The sequence below is a fragment of the Streptomyces sp. NPDC055966 genome (genome assembly GCF_042269865.1).
Classification (GTDB): domain Bacteria; phylum Actinomycetota; class Actinomycetes; order Streptomycetales; family Streptomycetaceae; genus Streptomyces.
This window is the reverse complement of record NZ_JBHJYK010000024.1, coordinates 70,926-90,747: the sequence shown is the minus strand read 5'-3', so window position 1 is coordinate 90,747 and position 19,822 is coordinate 70,926. Positions and strand designations below refer to the sequence as shown.

The window sequence follows — 19,822 nt, the reverse complement described above, 5'->3', positions numbered from 1 at the left end:
CCGGGAAGACGGGACGGAGCCCCGGTCGTTCACCTCCGCCGACCGGGGCCCCCGCGTCCCCGGATCCAGCCTGCGGCGACACTCCCCCGAGTTACGCGACACACGCGCGCGCCGTTGAGCCGGATCCGATGAAGTGATCACATCAGGACTCGCCAACGGATCGCTAACATGTGGCCAACGGTTCGCCGGAAGGTCGCGAACCGGGTGGGCGGAGCTCGCCGAGCGTACGGGAGCCCGGCCGTCGGACCGTCCGGTCTGTGAGCCGATCCCGGGCCGACCCAGGGCGGGTTCGGTCGGCGGAAGGTGGCGGGAAACCGTTGTGGGCAGGGCGGATTTCCGTCAGGGAACGGTGGGCGTGTGCCCACCACGCAGTGCGGTCGGCCCCGACCGCGCGGAAAGGCAGTGGAGCGGCGTGATGCGGCGGTGCGGGCTGCGGTTCGGGCTGCTGGGACCGCCGGTCCTGTACGACCGGCCGCCATACGAGACGGCGCACGAGCCGTCGTCGTACGAGACTCCCGGCGGTCTTTCCGGCGAGGCCTTCGACGACGTCCCCGACAGTGGTGTCCGGGCCATCGGCAGCCCCAAAGTGCGCGCCCTGCTGGCCGCGTTGCTGCTGGAGGGGAGCCGGGTCGTGTCGGTCGAGTCGCTGAAGGACGCCCTGTGGGGCGGGGCGCCGCCCGTCTCCGCGCAGGCGTCCCTGCACAACCACGTCACCCGGCTGCGCCGGCTCCTGGACGACCCCGAGCGGCTCAGGGCCGTACCGCCCGGGTACGTGCTGCGCGTCGAACCCGGCGAGTTGGACGTGCACGTCTTCGACACCCGCGTCGCCGAGGCGCGGGCCGCGCACGCCCGGCGGGAGTGGCCGGGCGTCGTGCGGGCGTGCACGTCCGGGCTGTCGCTCTGGCGCGGTACCCCGCTGAGCGGGCTCCCCGCCGACTTCGGCGGTTACGCGCTGGTGCAGCGTCTGGAGGAGGCGCGGCTGCTCCTGCTGGAGTGGCGTTACGACGCCGAACTCGCGCTCGGTGGCGCACGGTTGGCGGCGCTCGTACCGGAGCTGGCCGCGTTCGTCGCCGAACATCCGCTGCGCGAGGCGTACCACCGTCAGCTCATGCTCGCCCTGCACCGCACCGGCCGCCAGGCCGAGGCCCTCGCCGTCCATCGCGATCTGCGGGCCCGCCTGATCGAGGAACTCGGCATCGAGCCCGGCCCGGCGGTTCGCGCGGCGCACGTCGAGGTGCTGCGGGGGAGCGGCCGGCAGGGGGAGCAGGCGGACGCCGCGGTGACGGACGTCCGTCGGCACGGGCACGGCGACAGGCCCGCCGAGGCCGTCGCCGAGGAGGGGAAGGGCGAACAGGACGAGGAGCAGGGCGAGGCGTACGGAGAGGGGCGCGGCGAGGGGGGCGCGGGGGCGCTCGGGGACGGGCGGGAGCCGGGAGTTGCGCCCGCCGCTCGGCAGACTCCGCGCCCGGCCCAGCTCCCCGCTCCGCCGGCCCATTTCACCGGCCGTACGGACGCGCTCCGCGAGCTGCGGCGCGCGCTCACCGAGCCGCCCGCCCCGGCCCCCGCCGTCGCCGTGATCAGCGGCATGGCGGGCGTAGGCAAGAGCGCGCTCGCCCTGCACGTCGCACACGAGCTGCGGGAACGTTTCACCGACGGTCAGCTCTACGTCAACCTGCACGGCGCCACCCCCGGCATGACCCCGCTCACCGCCGTACAGGCCCTCGCCGCGCTGCTCCGGGACCTGGGCGTCGAGCCCCGCAGCATCCCCGAACACCCGGACGCGGCAGCCGCGTTGCTCCGCTCGCTGCTCGCCCCGGCCCGCATCCTGCTGGTGCTGGACGACGCGGCGCACGCGGCCCAGGTACGGCCCCTGCTGCCGGCGGGGCCCGGCTGTGCCGTGATCGTCACCAGCCGGTCTCCGCTGACCGCGCTCGACGGCGCCCGGCGGTTCCCGCTCACCCCGCTGACCGGCGAGGACAGCGCGGCGCTGCTGCGTGCGGTGAGCGGGCGGGACGGGCTGGACGCCGGGCACGCGCTCGTCGAGCTGACCGGGCGGCTCCCGCTGGCGCTGCGCGTGGTCGCGGCCCGGCTCGCCGCCCGCCGCGCCCTCACCCCCGAGGTGCTGGCGGGTCAACTGGCGGAGATCGGCCGCCGGTTGCACCACCTGGAATACGACGACCTGAGTGTCCGGCGCTCCCTGGCCGTCGCCCACGACGCGCTCGCCGCCGCCGGGCGGGAGGCCGACCGGGACGCGGCCCTCGCGCTGCGCCGCCTCGGCGCGCTCGACCTGCCGACCTACGGCGCCCCGCTGATCGCCCGCCTCACCGGCACCGACGCGCGCCGTGCCGAGGCCGCCCTCGACCGCCTGGTCGACGTCGCCCTCCTGGAGGAGACCGCCTACGGCCGCTACACCCCGCACGACCTGGTCCGCGACTTCGCCCGCGAACTCGCGGACCTGGAACGGGGTGCCGACGGCGGGACACCGGGCGCCGTCGCGGACACCGGCTCACCCGCTGCCGCCGCCCCCGACCTGGCCGCCCTCCGCTGGTACGCCGCCGTCGCCGAGCGGATGATCGAGGCGATCGTGGAGCCCGGGCTCGATCTGGAGGATCGGCGGCGGGCGACCTCCGCGCAGCCGGCGGAACATGCGTCCGACGTGGCGGAGCTGGGGTATTTCGGGTCCGCCGAGGAGGCCTTCGGGTGGGGGGAGGTGGAGCTGGAGAACGTGGTCACCCTGGTGGCGCGGAACGCGGAGACGGCCGACCCGCACCGGGCCGCGTATCTGTCCGTGCTCGTGCGGCTGCTCTTCCCGTGTATCCAGCGCAGGGGGCGCTTCGCCGAGATGGAGGTGCTGGGGCGGGCCGGGCTCGGGGCGGCGCGGCGGCTCGGGGACGCGGCGGCCGAGGCGTACGCCCTCGGCGACCTCTCGGGCCTGCACTTTCTGACCGGCCGGAAGAAGGAGGCCCTCGCCCTCACCGACCGCTCCCTGGAGATCTGGCGGCGGCTCGGCACGGCCTCCCGGGTCCGGCGCTGCCTGAACAACCGGGGGCTGCTGCTGGAGGGGCTCGGGCGGTTCGAGGAGTCCGAGGAGGCGCTGCGGCAGAGTCTCGCGTACTCGCGGCAGTTGAACGACCCCTACGGCGAGGCCGTCACCCACCAGCATCTCGGCAACCTCTACGAGCACACCGACCCGCGTGCCGCCATCGAGCAGCACCGGCACTCGCTGGCGATCGGGGACGCGATCGGCGCGGTCATCGTGCGGCACACGGCGCACTGCAACATCGGCTATGCGCATCTCGCCCTGGGCGAACCGGCGGCCTCGGCAGGGCACTTCGAGGAGAGCCTGCGCATCCTCGGCGGCGCCGACGACTGGCACGGCGAGTCCCAGACCCGGCTCGGGCTGGTCCGCTCGCTGCGACAGCTGGGGGAGACCGAGCGGGCGGACGGGGAGTGCGCCGAGCTGCTGCGACGCGCGGACGCCCGCGCCGACCGGTACATCGGCGGTCTCGCCCGGCACCAGTACGGGCTGCTGCTGCGCGAGCGGGGGCGGTGGCCGGAGGCGTACGACGCCTGGCGCGCGGCCCTCACGGCGCTGGACGGCACGGACGATCAGACCGTGCTCGGCGAACTGCGCGCCCTGCTCGCCGAGGACCGACCGGACCGACCGGACCGAACGGATCGAACGGACAGAACGGACCGGGGTGATCGGGAGGACCGGCCCAACGGGTCCTGACCAGCGCTCACTTGGCGTCGGCATAGCACTCCACCACCGCCGTGCTGAACGGGAACCGCACCGGTGTCTCGCCGAAGGTCAGCCGTCCGGCGAGGTCGGCCGAGGCGCGGATGGCCGTCACGACGGTGTCGGCCTCCTCGGCGGGGCAGTGCACGATCACCTCGTCGTGCTGGAAGAAGACCAGCTCTGCCTTGAGATTCGCGCAGGCCTGGCGGAGCGCGGCGAGCATCAGCAGGGCCCAGTCGGCGGCGCTGCCCTGGACGACGAAGTTCCGCGTGAAGCGGCCCCGCGCGCGGGAGTTGGTCGAGGCGTAGCCGGGGACCCAGGCCTGGCCGTCCGCCGGCGCCGGCTCGCCGTCGTCCTCGCCGAGAGGGATGCCCGCCTCCTCCGCCGCGTCCTCGCCGGAGCCGGCGGCGGGCGGGCAGGTCCGGCCCAGCCAGGTGCGCACGAGCCGGCCCTCCTCGCCCGCGCGGGCCGCCTCGTCGACGTAGGCGACGGCCTTCGGGAAGCGGCGGCGCAGCGCGGCCAGGTTCTTCAGGCCGTCGCCGGAGGTCTGGCCGTAGACCGCGCCGAGCACCGCGAGCTTGGCCTGGTCGCGGTCACCGGAGAAGGCGTGCTCGGAGACCGACTGGTAGAGGTCGCTCTCGCGGCCCGCGACCTCCATCAGACCGGGGTCGCGGGAGATCGCGGCGAGCACGCGCGGCTCCATCTGGTCGGCGTCGGCCACCACCAGCCGCCATCCGGGGTCGGCGACCACGGCCCGGCGGATCACCTTGGGGATCTGCAACCCGCCCCCGCCATTGGTCACCCAGCGCCCGGTGACCGTGCCGCCGGCGAGGAACTCGGGGCGGAAACGGCCGTCGCGCACCCAGTCCTGGAGCCAGGACCAGCCGTGGGCCACCCAGATGCGGTACAGCTTCTTGTACTCCAGCAGGGGGGCGACGGCCGGGTGGTCGACGTCCTGGATCTCCCAGCGGCGCGTCGAGCGCACCTTGATCCCGGCCTGGGCGAAGGCCTTGACCACGTCGGCCGGCAGATCGGGGCGCACCCGGCGGCCGAAGGCCACGGACACCTCGTCGGCCAGCTCGGCGAGGCGGCGCGGCTCACCCCCGCCCGCGTACCGCTCGCCCAGCAGGCCGTGCAGCAGCTCGCGGTGGACCTCGGCGCTCCAGGGCACGCCCGCGTGGTTCATCTCGGCGGCCACCAGCATCCCGGCCGACTCGGCGGCCGTCAGCAGCCGCATCCGGTCGGGGTGGGCCGTGCGCGCGTGCCGCCGCAGCTGCTCGGCGTAGACCGCGAGGAGGTCGGGCAGGGGCAAGGGGGTGCCCATCGGCTCGAACAGCGGGGACTGGGCGCCCGGTTCGGCCGCGCGCAGTGGTGGGTCGGGCGGTACGGGGCCGCCCCGGAGGCGGGCCAGGGCGGCGGCGGCCGAGCGTGGCTCGCCGTGCCGGCCCTCGTGACCCAGCAGGAGTGTCTCGGCGTCCTCGATGTCGTAGCACCGCTCCACTCGCACCCCCGTGGCGAGCAGACGCGGGTAGACCTCGGGGGTGGACCGCCACACCCAGCGTGTCACCTCCGGGCGGCTCCGCACCGCCCCGGCGGGATCGCTCTCCCGCCGCACCGGCCCGGAGGGCAGCCCGTCCGGGCCGAGGGGGGCGACGTCCACGCCACCGTCCTCGGCCGGAGCGAGTGCCCACCGGTCGGTCATGGTGCGAGTCTGACAGGCAGGTCTGACAATCCCTCCGACCTGCAGTTTCATCCTTTCGAGGAGCCGACGGCAGAGGTCTGTCGACGGCAGCGGTCCTCGGACGGGCCGACGCTCCTCGAACAGGCCGGCGGTCTCAGTCCTCGGTGGCGGGCGACTCGTCCGCCGCCCCGCCGGTCCCCGGGATCTTCTGGTCCGCCATCAGCGACAGCACCTTGGCGATGTACTTCTCGGTCCCGCCCTTGGTGATGCCGAGCCCGCTGAGTACGCCCTCGCCGTTCTCCTGCTCCAGGAGCGCCAACAGGATGTGCTCGGTGCCGATGTAGTTGTGGCCGAGGCGCAGCGCCTCGCGGAAGGTGAGCTCCAGGGCCTTCTTGGCCTCGGGGCCGTAGGGGATCAGGTCGGGCATGTCGTCCGAGGCGGGCGGGAGTGCGGCGGTCGCGGCCTGCCGTACGGAGTCCAGCAGGACGTCCTGCTCGATGATCGCCTTCGCCGCCAGGCCCTCCGGCTCGGCCAGGAGTCCGAGGACCAGGTGCTCGGGCCGGCCCTCCGGGTTGTGGGCCGCCGCCGCCTCGTTGTGCGCGGCCACGACCACGTTCCGCGCGCGCGGGGTGTAGCGGCTGAAGCCCTGGTTGGGGTCGAGGTCGTTGGACTCCTTCGGCACGAAGCGCTTCTGGGCCGCCTGCCGGGTCACGCCCATGCTCTTGCCGATCTCGGTCCAGGAGGCGCCGGAGCGGCGGGCCTGGTCGACGAAGTGGCCGATCAGGTGGTCGGCCACGTCACCGAGGTGATCGGCGGCGATCACCGCGTCCTGGAGCTGGTCGAGGGGTTCGGGGTGAACCTTCTTGATGGCCTCGATGAGGTCGTCGAGGCGCACGAATGCCGTGATGTTCGGGTTGGTCGCCATGCGTCAACCGTAGGTTGCGCCTCCCCCACTGTCAACCGATGGTTGACAGTCCAGTTTTCCCATGGACGGGCGGGCGGATGGGCGGACGGGGGTGGCGCCCTCCCGGCCCCGGCACCCCTCGGCCACTACCGTGGTCCCGCCCAGCCGCCCAGCCGCCCAGCCGCCCAGTCGCCCGACTTCCGACTTCTGGCCTCCGGTGACCTCCGGCCGTGCGGGCATCGCCCCGGCATTTATCCACAGGCTGTGGACGATGCTCGGTCCGCTGTCGGTGGGGCATGGCACGATCGATGGCGTGACCAGCACTGCCAGTACCGTCGAACGGGCCTTTCGGGCCGCGCTGTACGACGACACCGACACCGGGCTCGACACGGGCGCCTCCCTGCTCGCCGCCGATTCCTCCGCCGATGCCGAACTGGCGCGGCGCGGCGAGGAGTTCGTCGCGACGGCCTGGCAACGCGGCTGGCAGCCCGCCGATGTCGTACGGCTGGTGCGGCGCGAGCTGGCGGAGGCGCACGTGTGCCTGGCCGCCGCGCTGATCCGGGCGCAGGCCGGACGGGACCGTGCGCGCGGGCGCCGGTGGACGGCCCAGCTGGCGGAGCTGCCCGAGGCGCCCGCGCGCGACACCGACCGCTTCTCGCAGGCCACGACCGCGCTGGAGCTGTACCGCCTGCTGCTGCGGCTGCCCGCCCTGGAGCCGCTGCAGGACGAGCCCCGCCGCGCGGCCGGTCCGCAGGCCTCCCGCATGCTCGCCCGGATCCGCGCGCTGCTCGCCAAGGCCGAGGCGACCGGGTATCCGGAGGAGGCGGAGGCGCTGAGCGCCAAGGCGCAGGAGCTGATGGCCCGGCACAGTGTCGACGAGGCGCTGCTCGCCGCCGAGGCGCCCGCGCCGGACGCGCCCGGGGCCTGCCGGATCGGGGTCGAGCCGCCGTACGAGCAGGCCAAGGCGGTGCTGCTGGACGCGGTGGCGGGCGCGAACCACTGCCGCTCGGTGTGGAACGAACCGCTGGGCTTCTCCACGGTCGTCGGCTTCGAGGCGGACCTGGAGGCGGTCGAGCTGCTCTACACCTCGCTGCTGGTGCAGGCCACGCACGCGATGGCCAGGGCGGAGGCCGCGCAGCGGGCGGGCGGGCGCAAGCGGACGAAGACCTTCCGGCAGTCGTTCCTCGCGGCCTACGCCCACCGCGTGGGTGACCGGCTCGCGGCCGTCGCCGAGAGCCAGGTCGGCCAGGACCTGCTGCCGGTCCTGGCCACCCGGGAGATAGCCGTCACGGACCGGATGGAGCGGATGTTCCCGCAGACCACCACGACCCGGCTGCGCGGGGTGAGCGACGCCGCCGGTTGGACGGAGGGCGCCCGGGCGGCCGACCGGGCGCAGGTCCGCTCCCGCCCCCGGCTCGAATGAACCTGCGCGGGTGAGCCTGCGCGGGTGAGCCTCCCGGCGGGGCGCGGCGGGCAGCCGTCAGTCGCCGACCTGCTGGAAGGCGCTCACCGAGGCGTTCGGGGCGCCGCCCTGCTCGGCGACGGGGCCGTACGACCAGGGGAAGCCGTGGGAGGCGCTGGTGCCGGGCAGGGTGATCTTCACGGTCTTCGCGTCCAGGCCGGTCTTGTCGCCCGCCTTGCCGCGCACGTAGGTGATCGTGAAGGTCGCCGAGTCGCCCTTGTTGAGCTTCAGCTTCTGGGCCTTGGCGCCCTTGAGCGCGGGCACCTTGGCCTCGGTGCCGCCGGCGCCGAGCACCACACCGGCGAAGTCGTCCAGGGTGCAGGGGGCGCTCTGGTTGGTGAGGCTGACGGGGATCTCGCCCGTGTCGCCGACGCCCGGGGCCACGCTCGCCGACCCGATCTGCACGGATACCCTGCCGATCTCGCAGGCCGAGCTGTTCTTGCCGCTTGTGCCGCTGGTGGCGCTGCTCTTGCTGCCGCCGCCGTTGCAGGCGGTCAGCAGCAGGGCGGCGGCGAGGGCGGTGACGGTGAGCGGAATGGCGCGCATGAGCAGGTCCCATCGAGGTCGTGACGGTGCCCCTGCATCATGGCGCCTGCGGCCCGGCCCTGTTCGCCCACCCCTCCGGAATCACCACTTCAGGTGGGTCGAGCGCCCGAAGTCAACGCACCGGACCCGCGCCGCATTCACACCGGACCGGCCCCGCCGTCGGGGTCACTTCTTCTTCGGGTGGGGCGTCGGCACGGTCGGCAGCGTGCCGCCGTCCGCCTTGGAGTACGTCTCCTGGCCGGCCTTGCCCGACCACGTCACCTTCAGGGACTTGGCGTCGACCGAGTCGACCATGCCGGTGCCCCGGTCCTTGCTGCCGTCGGGGCAGGTCAGATGGATCATCTGCATCCCCGACTCCTCGCCCGCTGCGCCCGCGCACCACGCCTTCTGGCCGGTCACGAAGAGCCCGGCCTTCTTCCCGCTGATCACCAGCGCCACGATCTTGCCGCCGTTCGTGGTCACCCAGCTGCCCTGGAGCTTGCCGGACGCGCCCGTCACGGCCGCGGAGCTCGACGGCGACGACGAGGAGGGGGTCGCGGTGGCGCTCGGCGTCGTCTTGGCGGCACTCTTGTCGCTGCCGCCCCCGCTGCACGCGGTCAGCGCGGCGAGCGCACCCACCAGCCCCGCGGCCACGACGGCGGTCCGCACCCTTGCGGGCGCAACCCTCGTGGCCCTCGCGGTCCTCGCAGCCCTTGCAGTCGCAGAAGTCACCGGAAAAGCTCCCAAGCTGTAGCGGCCGGCCGCCCTCGGCCGGGTGGCCCGCAGCAAGCTACCAGCCGTTACCAGGAGGATTTCCGGACTCCGGGCAGGAATCCGTTGTGAGCCTGCTCGCGCACACTCACCCGCGACAGGCCGAAGGCGCGCAGGTATCCGCGCGGACGGCCGTCCACCTGGTCGCGATTGCGCACGCGCGTGGCGCTCGCGTCCCGCGGCTGCCGGCGCAGCTCGCGCTGCGCGGCGAGCCGTTCGGCGTCCGAGGACGACGGCCGCCGGACGACCTCTTTCAGCTCGGCGCGCCGGGCGGCGTACCGGGCCACGATCTCCTTGCGGCGCTCGTTCTTCGCGATCTTGCTCTTCTTCGCCATCAGACCCGCACCCCCCGGGCGCGGATCCGGGCCACGGCCGCCTCCACGCCGATCGCGTCGACGGTCTTCACGGCCCGCGCGCTCAGCCGCAGCCGGACGTACCGCCCTTCGCCGGGAAGCCAGTAGCGCTTGCTCTGGATGTTGGGGTCGAAGCGGCGGGAGGTGCGCCGGTGGGAGTGGGAAACGCGGTTGCCGAAGCCCGGCCGGGCTCCGGTGAGCATGCAGTGCGCGGACATGGTGACGCAGCTCTCCTCAGGCATAGTTCGTAATGGATTTCATTTTCAGTAAGATAGCAGCATGGCACGCAACGAACTCCGCCCGGTCATCAGGCTCCGGTCCACCGCCGGGACCGGCTTCACCTACGTCACCCGCAAGAACCGCCGTAACGACCCGGACCGTATGACGCTGCGCAAGTACGACCCGGTCGCCGGCCGGCACGTCGACTTCCGAGAGGAGCGCTGAGCCGCCGCCATGCGCAAGGGAATCCACCCGGACTACGGGCCCGTCGTGTTCCGTGACCGGGCCGCCGGCCACGCCTTCCTCACCCGCTCGACGCTCGTGGGAGGGGCGAGCGGGAAGACGATCGAGTGGACGGACGGCCACACCTACCCGGTGGTCGACGTCGAGATCTCGAACGTCAGCCACCCCTTCTACACCGGCACCGCGCGCGTGCTGGACACCGCCGGGCGCGTGGAGCGCTTCGAGCGCCGGTACGGGAAGCGGGGCGGCGCGTGAGCCTGGCGGTGGCCGTCGTCGGCGGGCTGCACGCCGACGCGCGCAGGGCGGCCGTCGACCGGCTGCTTGCGGACGTGCCCGGCAGTGTCGTACTCCACCACGACCTGGCGACGGCCGCCGCCGGCACGGTCGTCCGCACGGTCCGCGACCGCGACGGGGCCCTGTCCTCGGGCGAGACGCCGCTGGTCGACGACTGCGCGTGCTGTGCGCTGCGCGAGGACCTGGTGCCCGAGCTGCGCCGGCTCGCCGCCGACGGCACGACCCGGCTCGCCGTCGTGGAGCTGTGGGACTCGGTCGAGCCCAAGGCGATGGCCGAGGTGATCGTGTCCGGCGGGCTGACCGTCACGTCCGTGATCACCGCGGTCGACCCGGCGCTGGTCCTGCCGTACCTCGGCAACGGCGACGACCTCGCCGAGGCCGGGCTCGCCGCGGCGGCCACCGACCGGCGCACGGTCGCCGACACCTTCGCCCGGCAGCTGGAGTACGCCCCCGTCCTCGCCGTCGCCGACTCTCCGGAGGCCGACGACGAGGACCGCGAGCTGCTCGCACAGCTCCACCCGACCGCCCGCCAGGTCCCGATCGGCCACGGTGCCCTGGCGGGCACCCCACCCCCACCTCCGCTCCTGCCGCCCGACGGCGCCGCACCTGCAACGGAACCAGCAGCTGCACGTGCACCGGAGCCCCAAGCCCTGGAAGGACAGCAGCCGCGGGACCCACTCACCCCCCCGCCTCCCGCTCAGGCCCCCCTCGCCCGCGCCGCCCTCGCCGGGTTCGATGTCGAGGCGGCCGCGGCGGCCCAGCATCCGGCCTGTGCTCGTCTGCCCGCCGAGGCCGACGGTCACGGTGTCTCGACGCTGGTCTGGCACCGGCGCCGGCCCTTCCACCCGGAGCGGCTGTACGCGGCGCTGGAGGACCTGACCTGTGCTGCGGCCCGCAGCCGGGGCCGGTTCTGGCTCGCCGACAAGCCCGACGCGCTCCTGCACTGGGACGCGGCGGGCGGTGCGCTGTGCGTGGAGAGCGCGGGGCCGTGGCTGGCGGCGCTGCCGGACGCCGCCTGGGAGCTGGTGCCGCCGGTGCGCCGGGCCGCCGCTGCGCTGGACTGGCACCCGGAGCACGGCGACCGCTGCAACCACCTGGTCTTCACCTCGCCCGCCCTGGACCGCGACGGGCTCGCGCACCTGCTGGAGACCTGCCTGCTCACCGACGCGGAGTACGCCGCCGGGCGCGCTGCCTGGAAGCGGCTCCCGCCCGCCTTCGACACCCTGCTGGAGATCTGATGTCCCGCAAGCCCGACCGCACGCCCCGCACCCGCCCGAACCCTCTGGACCAGGCCGGGATCACGTACATCGACTACAAGGACACCGAGCTGCTGCGCACGTTCCTCTCCGACCGCGGCAAGATCCGCGGCCGCCGGGTCACCCGGGTCACGGCGCAGCAGCAGCGACAGCTGGCGCAGGCGATCAAGAACGCGCGGGAGATGGCGCTGCTGCCGTACTCCAGCAGGTGAACCCGCAGATGGACTCCTATGCGTAGGCAATTCCCTACGATTGACGCGTAGGGAATTGCCTACCTATTCTTCGGGCATGACCATCACGCACGCCTCATTCGTCACGCTTCCCGTCGCCGACCAGGACCGCGCCCTGCGCTTCTACCGGGACGTCCTCGGTCTGGCCGTCACCGTCGACCGGGACATGCCCCAGGGCCGCTGGCTCCAGGTCGCCCCCGAAGGCGCGCAGACCGTCTTCACGCTCTCCGGCCCGGGCATGGGTGATTTCGAGCCCGGCTCGGCGCGGGGGATCATGTTGGTCACGACCGACGTCGACGCGGACTGCGCCCGGCTCGCCGCGGCCGGGATCCCCGTGCAGGGGCCGGACGAGCTGCCCTGGGGGCGCATGGGCTCCTTCGCGGACCCCGACGGCAACGGTCTGATGCTGCTGACGGAGAAGGAAGGCTTCTGACCAGTCGATGAACGGGACCGCCGCGGCCGCCGAGGACCGCGTCTTCGCCGCGCTCGCCAACGCCACCCGCCGCGAGGTGCTGCGGCTGCTGCGCGAGCGCGGGCCCCAGCCGGTCCAGGACCTCGCGGACCACTTCGACATGCGCCGCCCGAGCCTCTCGGAGCACCTCAGGGTGCTGCGGGAGGCCGGCCTCGTCTCCGAGCAGCGCTCCGGGCGCCGGCGCATCTACCGCCTCGAAGCCGCCCCGCTCGCCGAGGTGCAGGACTGGCTCCATCCGTACGAGCGGTTCTGGCGCGAGCGGTTGAAGGGCCTCGGCGATCTGCTCGACCGCATGCCCGACGATGACCGGTCATGAGCACCGAACCCGATGACGACCTGACGACCGTCCGCGTCGACCAGTTCTTCCCGCACCCGCCCGCCAAGGTCTGGCGTGCCCTGACCGACCCCGATCTGCTCGTGCAGTGGCAGATGCCCGGAGCCGAGGGCTTCCGGCTGGAGGTCGGGCACGTGTACCGGATGACCTCCGTCCCGCGTCCCAACTCCAACTTCTCGGGCGTCGTGGAGGTGCGGGTCCTGGCCTACGACATCGAGCGGATGCTGTCCGTCCGCTGGGCGGACGCCGATCCGGCCAACCGGGCCGACTGGACGATCACATGGACGCTGGAACAGGAAGGGCGCGGAACGCGTCTGTTCCTAGTGCACGAAGGGTTCGATACGGACGACCCGGCTCAGATGACGGCGCGGAAGATCATGGACGGGGGATGGCGGGGGCATGTCCTGCCTGCTCTGGGGCAGACGCTCGAACGGCTTCGGTGACACAGGCGTCTTCCCGGCGGGTAAAGCGAACGTCAAAGCTGTAACCGTGGGAACACCGCGCGTGCACGTGCATTTGCTCATGCATCTGCACGTGAACGGGGTTATGATCCGGGTCAGTTGACTACAGCATCCATGGCCACACCAGCCAGTGCACCAGCGGGGAGCGACCTGTGGACCGCGACGTTGACGGCGTGTACGGGGGGTACGACGTGTGCAACGTGTACAACGGCATGGCTGCCACGCAGCTGGACGGAGTGGCCTGGCAGAAGAGCAGGCACAGCAACTCGCAGGGTTCCTGCGTGGAGTTCGCGCGGCTGCCGGGTGGCGAGGTCGCCGTGCGCAACTCGCGCTTCCCGGACGGGCCCGCGCTCGTCTACACACGCGCGGAGATCGAGGCCATGCTCCTCGGCATCAAGGACGGCGAGTTCGACCATCTGATCGCGGGCTGACGCGCCGGGGCCGGTGCGGCGCGCGGTGGCAACGATGTCGGGGCGGGCGGAGCACCCGGGGCGACGCGCGTAGAAACTGCGCGTCGCAGGGTGCTGCACCGAGTCAGGCCGTCGGCCGGAGCCGGAACAGCGCCCAGACGACCTTGCCTTCGAGCGTGCCCGCGAGCGGGTGCCAGCCCCAGCTGTCGGCGAAGGAGTCGACCAGGAACAGTCCGCGCCCGGACTCGGCCGAGAAGTCGTCCGAGTCGCGCGGGGTCGGCGTCTCGTGGCTCGGATCGCGCACCGCGCACACCAGCCGCTCGGTCCAGCGCATCAGGTGCAGCCGGGCGGACGGGGCGGCGTGTGCGGAGCACGCCGTGTCGGTCGGCACCGCGTGGCGCAGGGCGTTGGTGACGAGTTCGGAGACGACGAGACATATGTCGTCGAAGCGGTCGCCGACGTCCCACTGGCCGAGGGTGGCGCGGGTGAAGCGCCGCGCTTCGCGCACCGCTTCGTAGCGGGCGGGCAGGGCACAGGAGGCGGCGTCCGACACGGCTGCGGGATCCAACGGCGGAAGGCCCTGCCGTAACGGCTTGAGCATGGTCGATCCATTCGTTCCCATGCGAGGCACTCCCGGAGAGTTCGCGGTCGTTGCGATGCAGCGGTGGCGCGGCACCATGGTTTCGGATGCGCAGAGCAGATGCAAGGGCAGATGCACGTGCACGCGACCGAAATGGCACTGCCCGTACCGCTTCTTGGCCATTTTTTCTGCCATCTTCAGGGCGATTGCCGCCAGTGGTCCTGACCTCTTCCCGCCAGACGCAGGCAGAAACGGCCGAGCTCTTTCCGTTTCCGTAACCGGACGAGTACTGCGCGAAGCGTTTTAGTGGCAGACTGCGGGCCCTAAGACGGTTGGGGAGGCTGGCGAACGTGAGCGCGGGAGAGCCCGGATCGGTGGTGCGGCGGATGCTGCTCGGCTCGCAACTCAGGCGGCTGCGTGAAGCACGGGGGATCACGCGCGAGGCGGCGGGTTACTCGATCCGCGCATCCGAGTCGAAGATCAGCCGGATGGAACTGGGCCGGGTGAGCTTCAAGGTCAGGGACGTGGAAGACCTGCTGACGCTGTACGGCATCACCGACGAGGTCGAGCGCCAGTCGCTGCTCTCCCTCGCCCGCGAGGCCAACGTGGCGGGCTGGTGGCACAGTTACACCGACGTCCTGCCCAGCTGGTTCCCCACCTATGTGGGCCTGGAGGGCGCCGCCTCGCTGCTCCGTGTCTACGAGGTCCAGTTCGTCCACGGCCTGCTCCAGACCGAGCGGTACGCGCGCGCGGTGGTGCGGCGCGGCATGACGGGCGCGAGCCCGGACGACGTCGAGCGCCGGGTCGCCCTGCGCCTGGAGCGGCAGAAGCACCTGCTCGCCGACGGCGCCGGCGCCCCCGAGTTCCACATCGTCCTCGACGAGGCCGCGCTGCGCCGCCCGTACGGCGACCGCGAGGTGATGCGCGGTCAGCTCCAGCACCTCATCGACGTCTCCGAGCGGCCCAACGTCCGCCTCCAGGTGATGCCGTTCCGCTTCGGCGGGCACTCCGGCGAGAGCGGCGCCTTCACCATCCTCAGCTTCCCGGACGCCGACCTGTCCGACGTCGTCTACGTGGAGCAGCTGACCAGCGCCCTCTACCTGGACAAGCGCGAGGACGTCGCCCAGTACGAGCAGGCGCTGAAGGAACTCCAGCAGGACAGCCCCGGCCCCGACGAGAGCCGGGATCTTCTGCGAGGTCTCCTCCAACTATCTTGAAACATAAGTACGATGACGTGCGATCAGACCTTGACCGGATCTGTGTCCGCGAGTGATTGAGGGATCACATGTCGTCCTACTTCAGCGACCTGGCCCAGCAGTACATCGACGGCGAGTGGCGTCCGGGCACCGGCTCCTGGGACGTCATCGACTTCAACCCGTACGACGACGAGAAGCTGGCCTCGATCACCGTGGCCACCGTCGACGAGGTGGACCAGGCCTACCGTGCCGCCGCGCGCGCCCAGAAGCAGTGGGCCGAGACCAACCCCTACACGCGGCGTGCGGTGTTCGAGCGCGCCCTGCGGCTGATCGAGGACCGCGAGCAGGAGATAGCCGACCTGATCATCGCGGAACTGGGCGGCACCCGCGTGAAGGCCGGTTTCGAGCTGCACCTCGCCAAGGAGTTCCTGCGCGAGTCGATCCACCTCGCGCTGCGTCCCGAGGGCAGGATCCTGCCCTCCCCGGCCGACGGCAAGGAGAACCGCGTCTACCGGGTGCCGGTCGGGGTCGTGGGCGTGATCAGCCCGTTCAACTTCCCCTTCCTGCTGTCGCTGAAGTCGGTCGCCCCGGCCCTCGCGCTCGGCAACGGCGTGGTCCTCAAGCCGCACCAGAACACCCCGATCGCGGGCGGCACCCTGATCGCGAAGATCTTCGAGGACGCCGGGCTGCCCGGCGGCCTGCTCAACGTCGTCGTCACTGACATCGCCGAGATCGGCGACGCCTTCCTCGAACACCCGGTCCCGAAGGTCATCTCCTTCACCGGCTCCGACGCGGTCGGCCGGCACGTCGCCACCGTGTGCGCCAAGAACTTCAAGCGCTCGGTGCTCGAACTGGGCGGCAACAGCGCGCTGGTGGTCCTGGACGACGCCGACATCGACTACGCGGTGGACGCGGCGGTCTTCAGCCGCTTCGTGCACCAGGGCCAGGTCTGCATGGCCGCCAACCGGGTCCTCGTGGACGCCTCCGTCGCCGACGAGTTCACCGAGAAGTTCGTCGCCAAGGTCCGCACCCTGAAGACCGGTGACCCGCGCGACCCGCAGACGGTCATCGGCCCGGTGATCAACTCCCAGCAGGCGGCCGCCCTTTCCGGCACCGTCGAGCAGGCACTCGCCGAGGGTGCCACGGCCCTGGTGCGAGGTGCCACGGAGGGCAACCTGGTCGAGCCCAGCGTGCTCACGGACGTCCCGGCCGGCTCCGCGCTGCTCCAGCAGGAGGTCTTCGGCCCGGTCGTCTTCCTCATCCGGTTCGACGGCGAGGAGGAGGCGGTCCGCATCGTCAACGACACGCCGTACGGCCTCAGCGGTGCCGTCCACACCGGTGACATCGAGCGGGGCGTCGCCTTCGCCAAGCGGATCGACACGGGCATGTTCCACGTGAACGACGGCACGGTCCACGACGAGCCGCTCGTGCCGTTCGGCGGCGAGAAGCACTCCGGCATCGGCCGCCTGAACGGCGAGACGACGCTGGAGGCGTTCACGACCGTCAAGTGGATCTCGGTCCAGCACGGGCGCAGCGGCTTCCCGTTCTGACCTCTCGGACGTTTTCGGCGGCGGCGGGCCATTGAGGTCAGGATCTGACCTCAATGGCCCGTACGTTCGTCGGTGTCAGGGCAGGGAGTCCCGACGGCAACCACGAAGGGCGGCCGGTCATGGTCATGCACGTAGCGGCGGAGGCACAGGGCGACGAGCGCGGGGCGCTGCTCGCGTTCATCGAGGAGCAGCGGGGCGGCGTCCGCCGGGCCCTGCTCGGGCTGACGGAGGAGCAGGCCCGCACCCGCCCGAGCGCCAGCGAGTTGTCGCTCGGCGGCCTGCTCAAGCATGTCGCCGAGGTCGAGCAGTCCTGGATCGCGCGGGCGAAGCACGAGCCGCCGGCGGTGCACCGCGACCAGTCGAACTGGCACGAGTGCTTCCAGCTGGCCGACGACGAGACGGTCGCGGGACGGCTGGCGTACTGGGAGGAGGTCGCCGCCGAGACGGAGAAGTTCATCCGGTCCGCGCCGAGCCTGGACGACTCCTTCCCGCTGCCGCCGGACCCCTGGTTCCCGCCGGAGGGCCGGGTCTCGCTGCGCTGGGTGTGCCTGCACCTGATCCGCGAGACCGCCCGGCACGCGGGCCACGCCGACATCATCCGGGAGAGCCTGGACGGCAAGACCGCCTTCGAGCTGGTGGCGCTGGAGCAGGGCACCTCCTGGGGGTGAGCGCCGGGCGCGCGGCCGTACGGCAATAACCTGGACCGCATGTCAGCGATCCGTCTTCTCGTGCTGGGCGCGGTCCGCCAGCACGGGCGGGCCCACGGCTACCAGGTGCGCGGCGACCTGGAGTACTGGGGCGCGCACGAGTGGTCCCACGCCAAGCCGGGCTCGATCTACCACGCCCTGAAGCAGATGGCCAAGCAGGGGCTGCTGCACGCGCACGAGATCGCGCCGTCCACGGTCGGCGGCCCGCCGCGCACCGAGTACGAGGTGACGCCGAGGGGCACCGAGGAGTACTTCGCCCTGCTGCGCGAGGCGCTGGTCGCCTACGACCAGCGCGGGGACATGAAGACGGCGGCCCTCGGCTTCATGGTCGACCTGCCCCGGGCCGAGGCGGTGGCCCTGTTCAAGGAGCGCTCGCGGCGGATCGAGGCGTGGCGTGCCTCGGTGACCGAGCACTACGTGCCCGAGGGCGGGCCCGCCGGGCTCGGGCACATCGGCGAGATCATGAACATGTGGGTCCACACGGCCGACTCCGAGGCCGCGTGGACCCGGGGCCTCGTGGAGCGCCTGGAGAACGGCGCGTACACCTTCGCGGGCGAGGGCGAGCCGTTCGTCGGCGTGCTCGCCGAGGGCGAGGAGAACCCGTACGCGACGGGGGAGCGGCATCCCCAGGACGACCGCTGAGCGAGCGGCCACGTCGCAGTCCCTCGCCCTCGGCTCCGATGCCGGCGTCGTCGTACAGCGACGACAACGGCGGTAGCTGCCTCGAAGTCCTCGACCACCACCCCTCCGCCGGCGTCCTCGTCCGCGACTCCAAGCAGCCGGAGGGCCCCGCGCTCATCGTCGCGGGGCCGGTGTGGGCGTCGTTCGTCACGGCGGTCAAGGGCGGAGCCCTGCGCCGCTGACCGGGGTCTCAGCCGGGTCGGCGAAGTACGCGCGGTTCGGCTGCGCCCGAAGGGGCGCGGGGAACTGCGCGACCGGCCACGACGGACCCGCAGCCGACCGACGGCACATCGCGGCACCGCCAGCGGAGCGCCTAGTGGTGGAAGCCGGTCGCCGCAGCCTTGTCCCGGGTCAACGGGTGTGGCTGGCGGTTCAGTTGGGGCAGCAGGCGGGTCAGGTCGTCCAGGAACAGGTCGGCCAGGTCGTGCGAGAAGCCGTTGCGGCACACCACCCGCAGCACGGACAGGTCCTCGCGGTTCGCCGGGAAGGTGTACGCGGGCACCAGCCAGCCGCTCTCGCGCAGCCGCCGGGAGACGTCGAAGACGTCGTACGCCGTGACGTCGTCGGCCGTGGTCAGCGCGAACACCGGCAGCTCGTCCCCGTGGGTGAGGAGCCTGAAGTCGCTCAGTTCTCCGATGCGTTCGGCCAGCGAGGTCGCCACGTCCCGGGTCGACTGCTGCACCGCCCGGTAGCCGTCGCGGCCGAGGCGCAGGAACGTGTAGTACTGCGCGACCACCTGCGCGCCGGGCCGGGAGAAGTTGAGCGCGAAGGTCGGCATGTCGCCGCCCAGGTAGTTCACCCGGAACACCAGCTCCTCCGGCAGCGCCTCCGCGTCCCGCCACAGCGCCCAGCCGACTCCGGGGTACACGAGCCCGTACTTGTGCCCGGAGGCGTTGATCGAGGCCACGCGGGGCAGGCGGAAGTCCCACTCCAGGTCCTCGTCCAGGAAGGGTGCCACCATGCCGCCGGAGGCGCCGTCCACGTGGACCGGGATGTCGAGTCCGGTGCGCTCCTGGAGGGCGTCCAGGGCCGCGCACAGGTCGGCGATCGGCTCGTAGGAGCCGTCGAAGGTCGAGCCGAGGATGCCGACGACCCCGATGGTGTTCTCGTCGCACAGCTCGGCCGCCGCCTGCGGGTCCAGATGGAAGCGGTCGCCCTCCATCGGGACCTGCCGGGCCTCCACCTCCCAGAAGTTGCAGAACTTCTCCCAGCACACCTGGACGTTGATGCCCATGACGAGGTTCGGGCGCGCGCCCGGATAGCGGTCGGCGTTCCGCCGTGACCAGCGCCGCTTCAGCGCCATCCCGGCGAGCATGCACGCCTCGCTCGACCCGGTCGTCGAACAGCCCACCGCCGCCGACGGATCCGGCGCGTTCCACAGGTCGGCGAGCATCGCCACACAGCGCCGTTCCAGCTCGGCCGTGCGCGGGTACTCGTCTTTGTCGATCATGTTCTTGTCGCGGCACTCGCCCATCAGCACCCCGGCCTGCGGCTCCATCCAGGTGGTGACGAACGTGGCCAGGTTCAGCCGGGAGTTGCCGTCCAGCATCAGCTCGTCGTGCACCAGCTGGTACGCCGTGTTCGGGGGCAGCGGGCCGTCCGGGAGCCGGTGCGTGGGCGGGGCCTCGGTCATCCCCGCGACCGGATTGGCCTCGCCGAAGAACGGGTTGACCGACATCACGCGCTTCTGATGCTGCTCGGGACCTTTGTGCAGGGCCATGAGACGTGCCTCCGGGAGTTCGGGAAGGAATCGG

General features: G+C 72.3%; 23 protein-coding genes. 15 read left to right on the top strand and 8 right to left on the bottom strand.

The annotated features are described in order from the left end of the window. Positions 1 to 415 precede the first annotated feature (415 nt). Positions 416 to 3,733, top strand: coding sequence for a BTAD domain-containing putative transcriptional regulator (locus tag ACFC8N_RS38705; protein WP_376293764.1), 3,318 nt, complete (start codon positions 416 to 418; stop codon positions 3,731 to 3,733). Positions 3,734 to 3,740: 7 nt separating this feature from the next. Here ACFC8N_RS38705 and ACFC8N_RS38700 read toward each other — a convergent pair whose 3' ends face one another. Next, positions 3,741 to 5,441, bottom strand: a complete 1,701-nt coding sequence (locus ACFC8N_RS38700) for a bifunctional 3'-5' exonuclease/DNA polymerase (protein ID WP_376293761.1) — start codon at positions 5,439 to 5,441, stop codon at positions 3,741 to 3,743. 133 nt (positions 5,442 to 5,574) lie between these two features. Next, the gene (locus ACFC8N_RS38695; RefSeq protein ID WP_356029299.1) at positions 5,575 to 6,345 is read right to left on the bottom strand and encodes a Clp protease N-terminal domain-containing protein; all 771 of its coding nucleotides are present in this window, start codon (positions 6,343 to 6,345) and stop codon (positions 5,575 to 5,577) included. Positions 6,346 to 6,595: 250 nt separating this feature from the next. Between ACFC8N_RS38695 and ACFC8N_RS38690 the strand changes: the two genes are divergently transcribed. Beyond that, on the top strand, positions 6,596 to 7,747 hold the full coding sequence (locus ACFC8N_RS38690; RefSeq protein WP_356029296.1) for a DUF2786 domain-containing protein: 1,152 nt from the start codon (positions 6,596 to 6,598) through the stop codon (positions 7,745 to 7,747). A gap of 57 nt (positions 7,748 to 7,804) precedes the next feature. Here ACFC8N_RS38690 and ACFC8N_RS38685 read toward each other — a convergent pair whose 3' ends face one another. The 4 genes from ACFC8N_RS38685 to rpmB form a co-directional block, all read right to left on the bottom strand. Next, positions 7,805 to 8,332 (bottom strand): DUF4232 domain-containing protein, encoded by a 528-nt coding sequence (locus ACFC8N_RS38685; RefSeq protein ID WP_362821683.1) that lies wholly within the window; start codon positions 8,330 to 8,332, stop codon positions 7,805 to 7,807. A gap of 165 nt (positions 8,333 to 8,497) precedes the next feature. Next, entirely contained in the window at positions 8,498 to 8,980 is a 483-nt protein-coding gene (locus ACFC8N_RS38680) for a hypothetical protein (protein ID WP_362821682.1), read from the bottom strand. A gap of 131 nt (positions 8,981 to 9,111) precedes the next feature. Further along, positions 9,112 to 9,417, bottom strand: coding sequence for a 30S ribosomal protein S14 (gene rpsN / locus ACFC8N_RS38675; protein ID WP_356029289.1), 306 nt, complete (start codon positions 9,415 to 9,417; stop codon positions 9,112 to 9,114). Next, positions 9,417 to 9,653 (bottom strand): 50S ribosomal protein L28, encoded by a 237-nt coding sequence (gene rpmB / locus ACFC8N_RS38670; RefSeq protein ID WP_362821680.1) that lies wholly within the window; start codon positions 9,651 to 9,653, stop codon positions 9,417 to 9,419. The genes rpsN and rpmB overlap by 1 nt, the downstream gene beginning before the upstream one ends. 61 nt (positions 9,654 to 9,714) lie before the next feature. Here rpmB and rpmG point away from each other — a divergent pair, with 61 nt between their 5' ends. The 8 genes from rpmG to ACFC8N_RS38630 all read left to right on the top strand — a co-directional run bounded on the left by rpmG (position 9,715) and on the right by ACFC8N_RS38630 (position 13,375). After that, positions 9,715 to 9,879, top strand: coding sequence for a 50S ribosomal protein L33 (rpmG, locus tag ACFC8N_RS38665; protein WP_020141033.1), 165 nt, complete (start codon positions 9,715 to 9,717; stop codon positions 9,877 to 9,879). A gap of 9 nt (positions 9,880 to 9,888) precedes the next feature. Next, positions 9,889 to 10,152 (top strand): type B 50S ribosomal protein L31, encoded by a 264-nt coding sequence (locus ACFC8N_RS38660; protein WP_356029284.1) that lies wholly within the window; start codon positions 9,889 to 9,891, stop codon positions 10,150 to 10,152. Beyond that, positions 10,149 to 11,429: a GTP-binding protein gene (locus ACFC8N_RS38655; RefSeq protein ID WP_376293756.1), complete on the top strand. Its 1,281-nt coding sequence runs from the start codon at positions 10,149 to 10,151 to the stop codon at positions 11,427 to 11,429. The genes ACFC8N_RS38660 and ACFC8N_RS38655 overlap by 4 nt, the downstream gene beginning before the upstream one ends. Next, entirely contained in the window at positions 11,429 to 11,659 is a 231-nt protein-coding gene (gene rpsR, locus ACFC8N_RS38650) for a 30S ribosomal protein S18 (RefSeq protein WP_362821678.1), read from the top strand. Before ACFC8N_RS38655 ends, rpsR begins: the two co-directional genes overlap by 1 nt. A 76-nt stretch (positions 11,660 to 11,735) precedes the next feature. Beyond that, the gene (locus ACFC8N_RS38645) at positions 11,736 to 12,110 is read left to right on the top strand and encodes a VOC family protein (protein ID WP_376293754.1); all 375 of its coding nucleotides are present in this window, start codon (positions 11,736 to 11,738) and stop codon (positions 12,108 to 12,110) included. 7 nt (positions 12,111 to 12,117) lie between these two features. Next, the gene (locus tag ACFC8N_RS38640) at positions 12,118 to 12,465 is read left to right on the top strand and encodes a metalloregulator ArsR/SmtB family transcription factor (RefSeq protein ID WP_356029273.1); all 348 of its coding nucleotides are present in this window, start codon (positions 12,118 to 12,120) and stop codon (positions 12,463 to 12,465) included. After that, positions 12,462 to 12,926: an SRPBCC domain-containing protein gene (locus ACFC8N_RS38635; RefSeq protein ID WP_376293751.1), complete on the top strand. Its 465-nt coding sequence runs from the start codon at positions 12,462 to 12,464 to the stop codon at positions 12,924 to 12,926. The genes ACFC8N_RS38640 and ACFC8N_RS38635 overlap by 4 nt, the downstream gene beginning before the upstream one ends. A gap of 170 nt (positions 12,927 to 13,096) precedes the next feature. Continuing rightward, positions 13,097 to 13,375, top strand: coding sequence for a DUF397 domain-containing protein (locus ACFC8N_RS38630; protein ID WP_071373266.1), 279 nt, complete (start codon positions 13,097 to 13,099; stop codon positions 13,373 to 13,375). 103 nt (positions 13,376 to 13,478) lie between these two features. Here ACFC8N_RS38630 and ACFC8N_RS38625 read toward each other — a convergent pair whose 3' ends face one another. Next, complete coding sequence (locus ACFC8N_RS38625; RefSeq protein ID WP_356029269.1) at positions 13,479 to 13,955, bottom strand: ATP-binding protein; 477 nt, start codon at positions 13,953 to 13,955, stop codon at positions 13,479 to 13,481. Positions 13,956 to 14,320: 365 nt separating this feature from the next. Between ACFC8N_RS38625 and ACFC8N_RS38620 the strand changes: the two genes are divergently transcribed. The 5 genes from ACFC8N_RS38620 (at position 14,321) to ACFC8N_RS38600 (ending at position 18,250) form a co-directional block, all read left to right on the top strand. Then, entirely contained in the window at positions 14,321 to 15,151 is an 831-nt protein-coding gene (locus ACFC8N_RS38620; RefSeq protein ID WP_356029394.1) for a helix-turn-helix transcriptional regulator, read from the top strand. 68 nt (positions 15,152 to 15,219) lie between these two features. Next, positions 15,220 to 16,680, top strand: a complete 1,461-nt coding sequence (locus ACFC8N_RS38615) for an aldehyde dehydrogenase family protein (RefSeq protein WP_356029266.1) — start codon at positions 15,220 to 15,222, stop codon at positions 16,678 to 16,680. Positions 16,681 to 16,799: 119 nt separating this feature from the next. Further along, positions 16,800 to 17,348 (top strand): DinB family protein, encoded by a 549-nt coding sequence (locus tag ACFC8N_RS38610; RefSeq protein WP_362821676.1) that lies wholly within the window; start codon positions 16,800 to 16,802, stop codon positions 17,346 to 17,348. Positions 17,349 to 17,387: 39 nt separating this feature from the next. Next, entirely contained in the window at positions 17,388 to 18,029 is a 642-nt protein-coding gene (locus tag ACFC8N_RS38605; protein WP_376293747.1) for a PadR family transcriptional regulator, read from the top strand. A 38-nt stretch (positions 18,030 to 18,067) separates the two neighbouring features. Then, entirely contained in the window at positions 18,068 to 18,250 is a 183-nt protein-coding gene (locus ACFC8N_RS38600; RefSeq protein ID WP_376293744.1) for a DUF397 domain-containing protein, read from the top strand. A 131-nt stretch (positions 18,251 to 18,381) separates the two neighbouring features. Here the strand turns inward: ACFC8N_RS38600 and ACFC8N_RS38595 are convergent, their stop codons facing one another. Then, positions 18,382 to 19,788: a glutamate decarboxylase gene (locus tag ACFC8N_RS38595; RefSeq protein WP_376293741.1), complete on the bottom strand. Its 1,407-nt coding sequence runs from the start codon at positions 19,786 to 19,788 to the stop codon at positions 18,382 to 18,384. Positions 19,789 to 19,822: the final 34 nt, after the last annotated feature.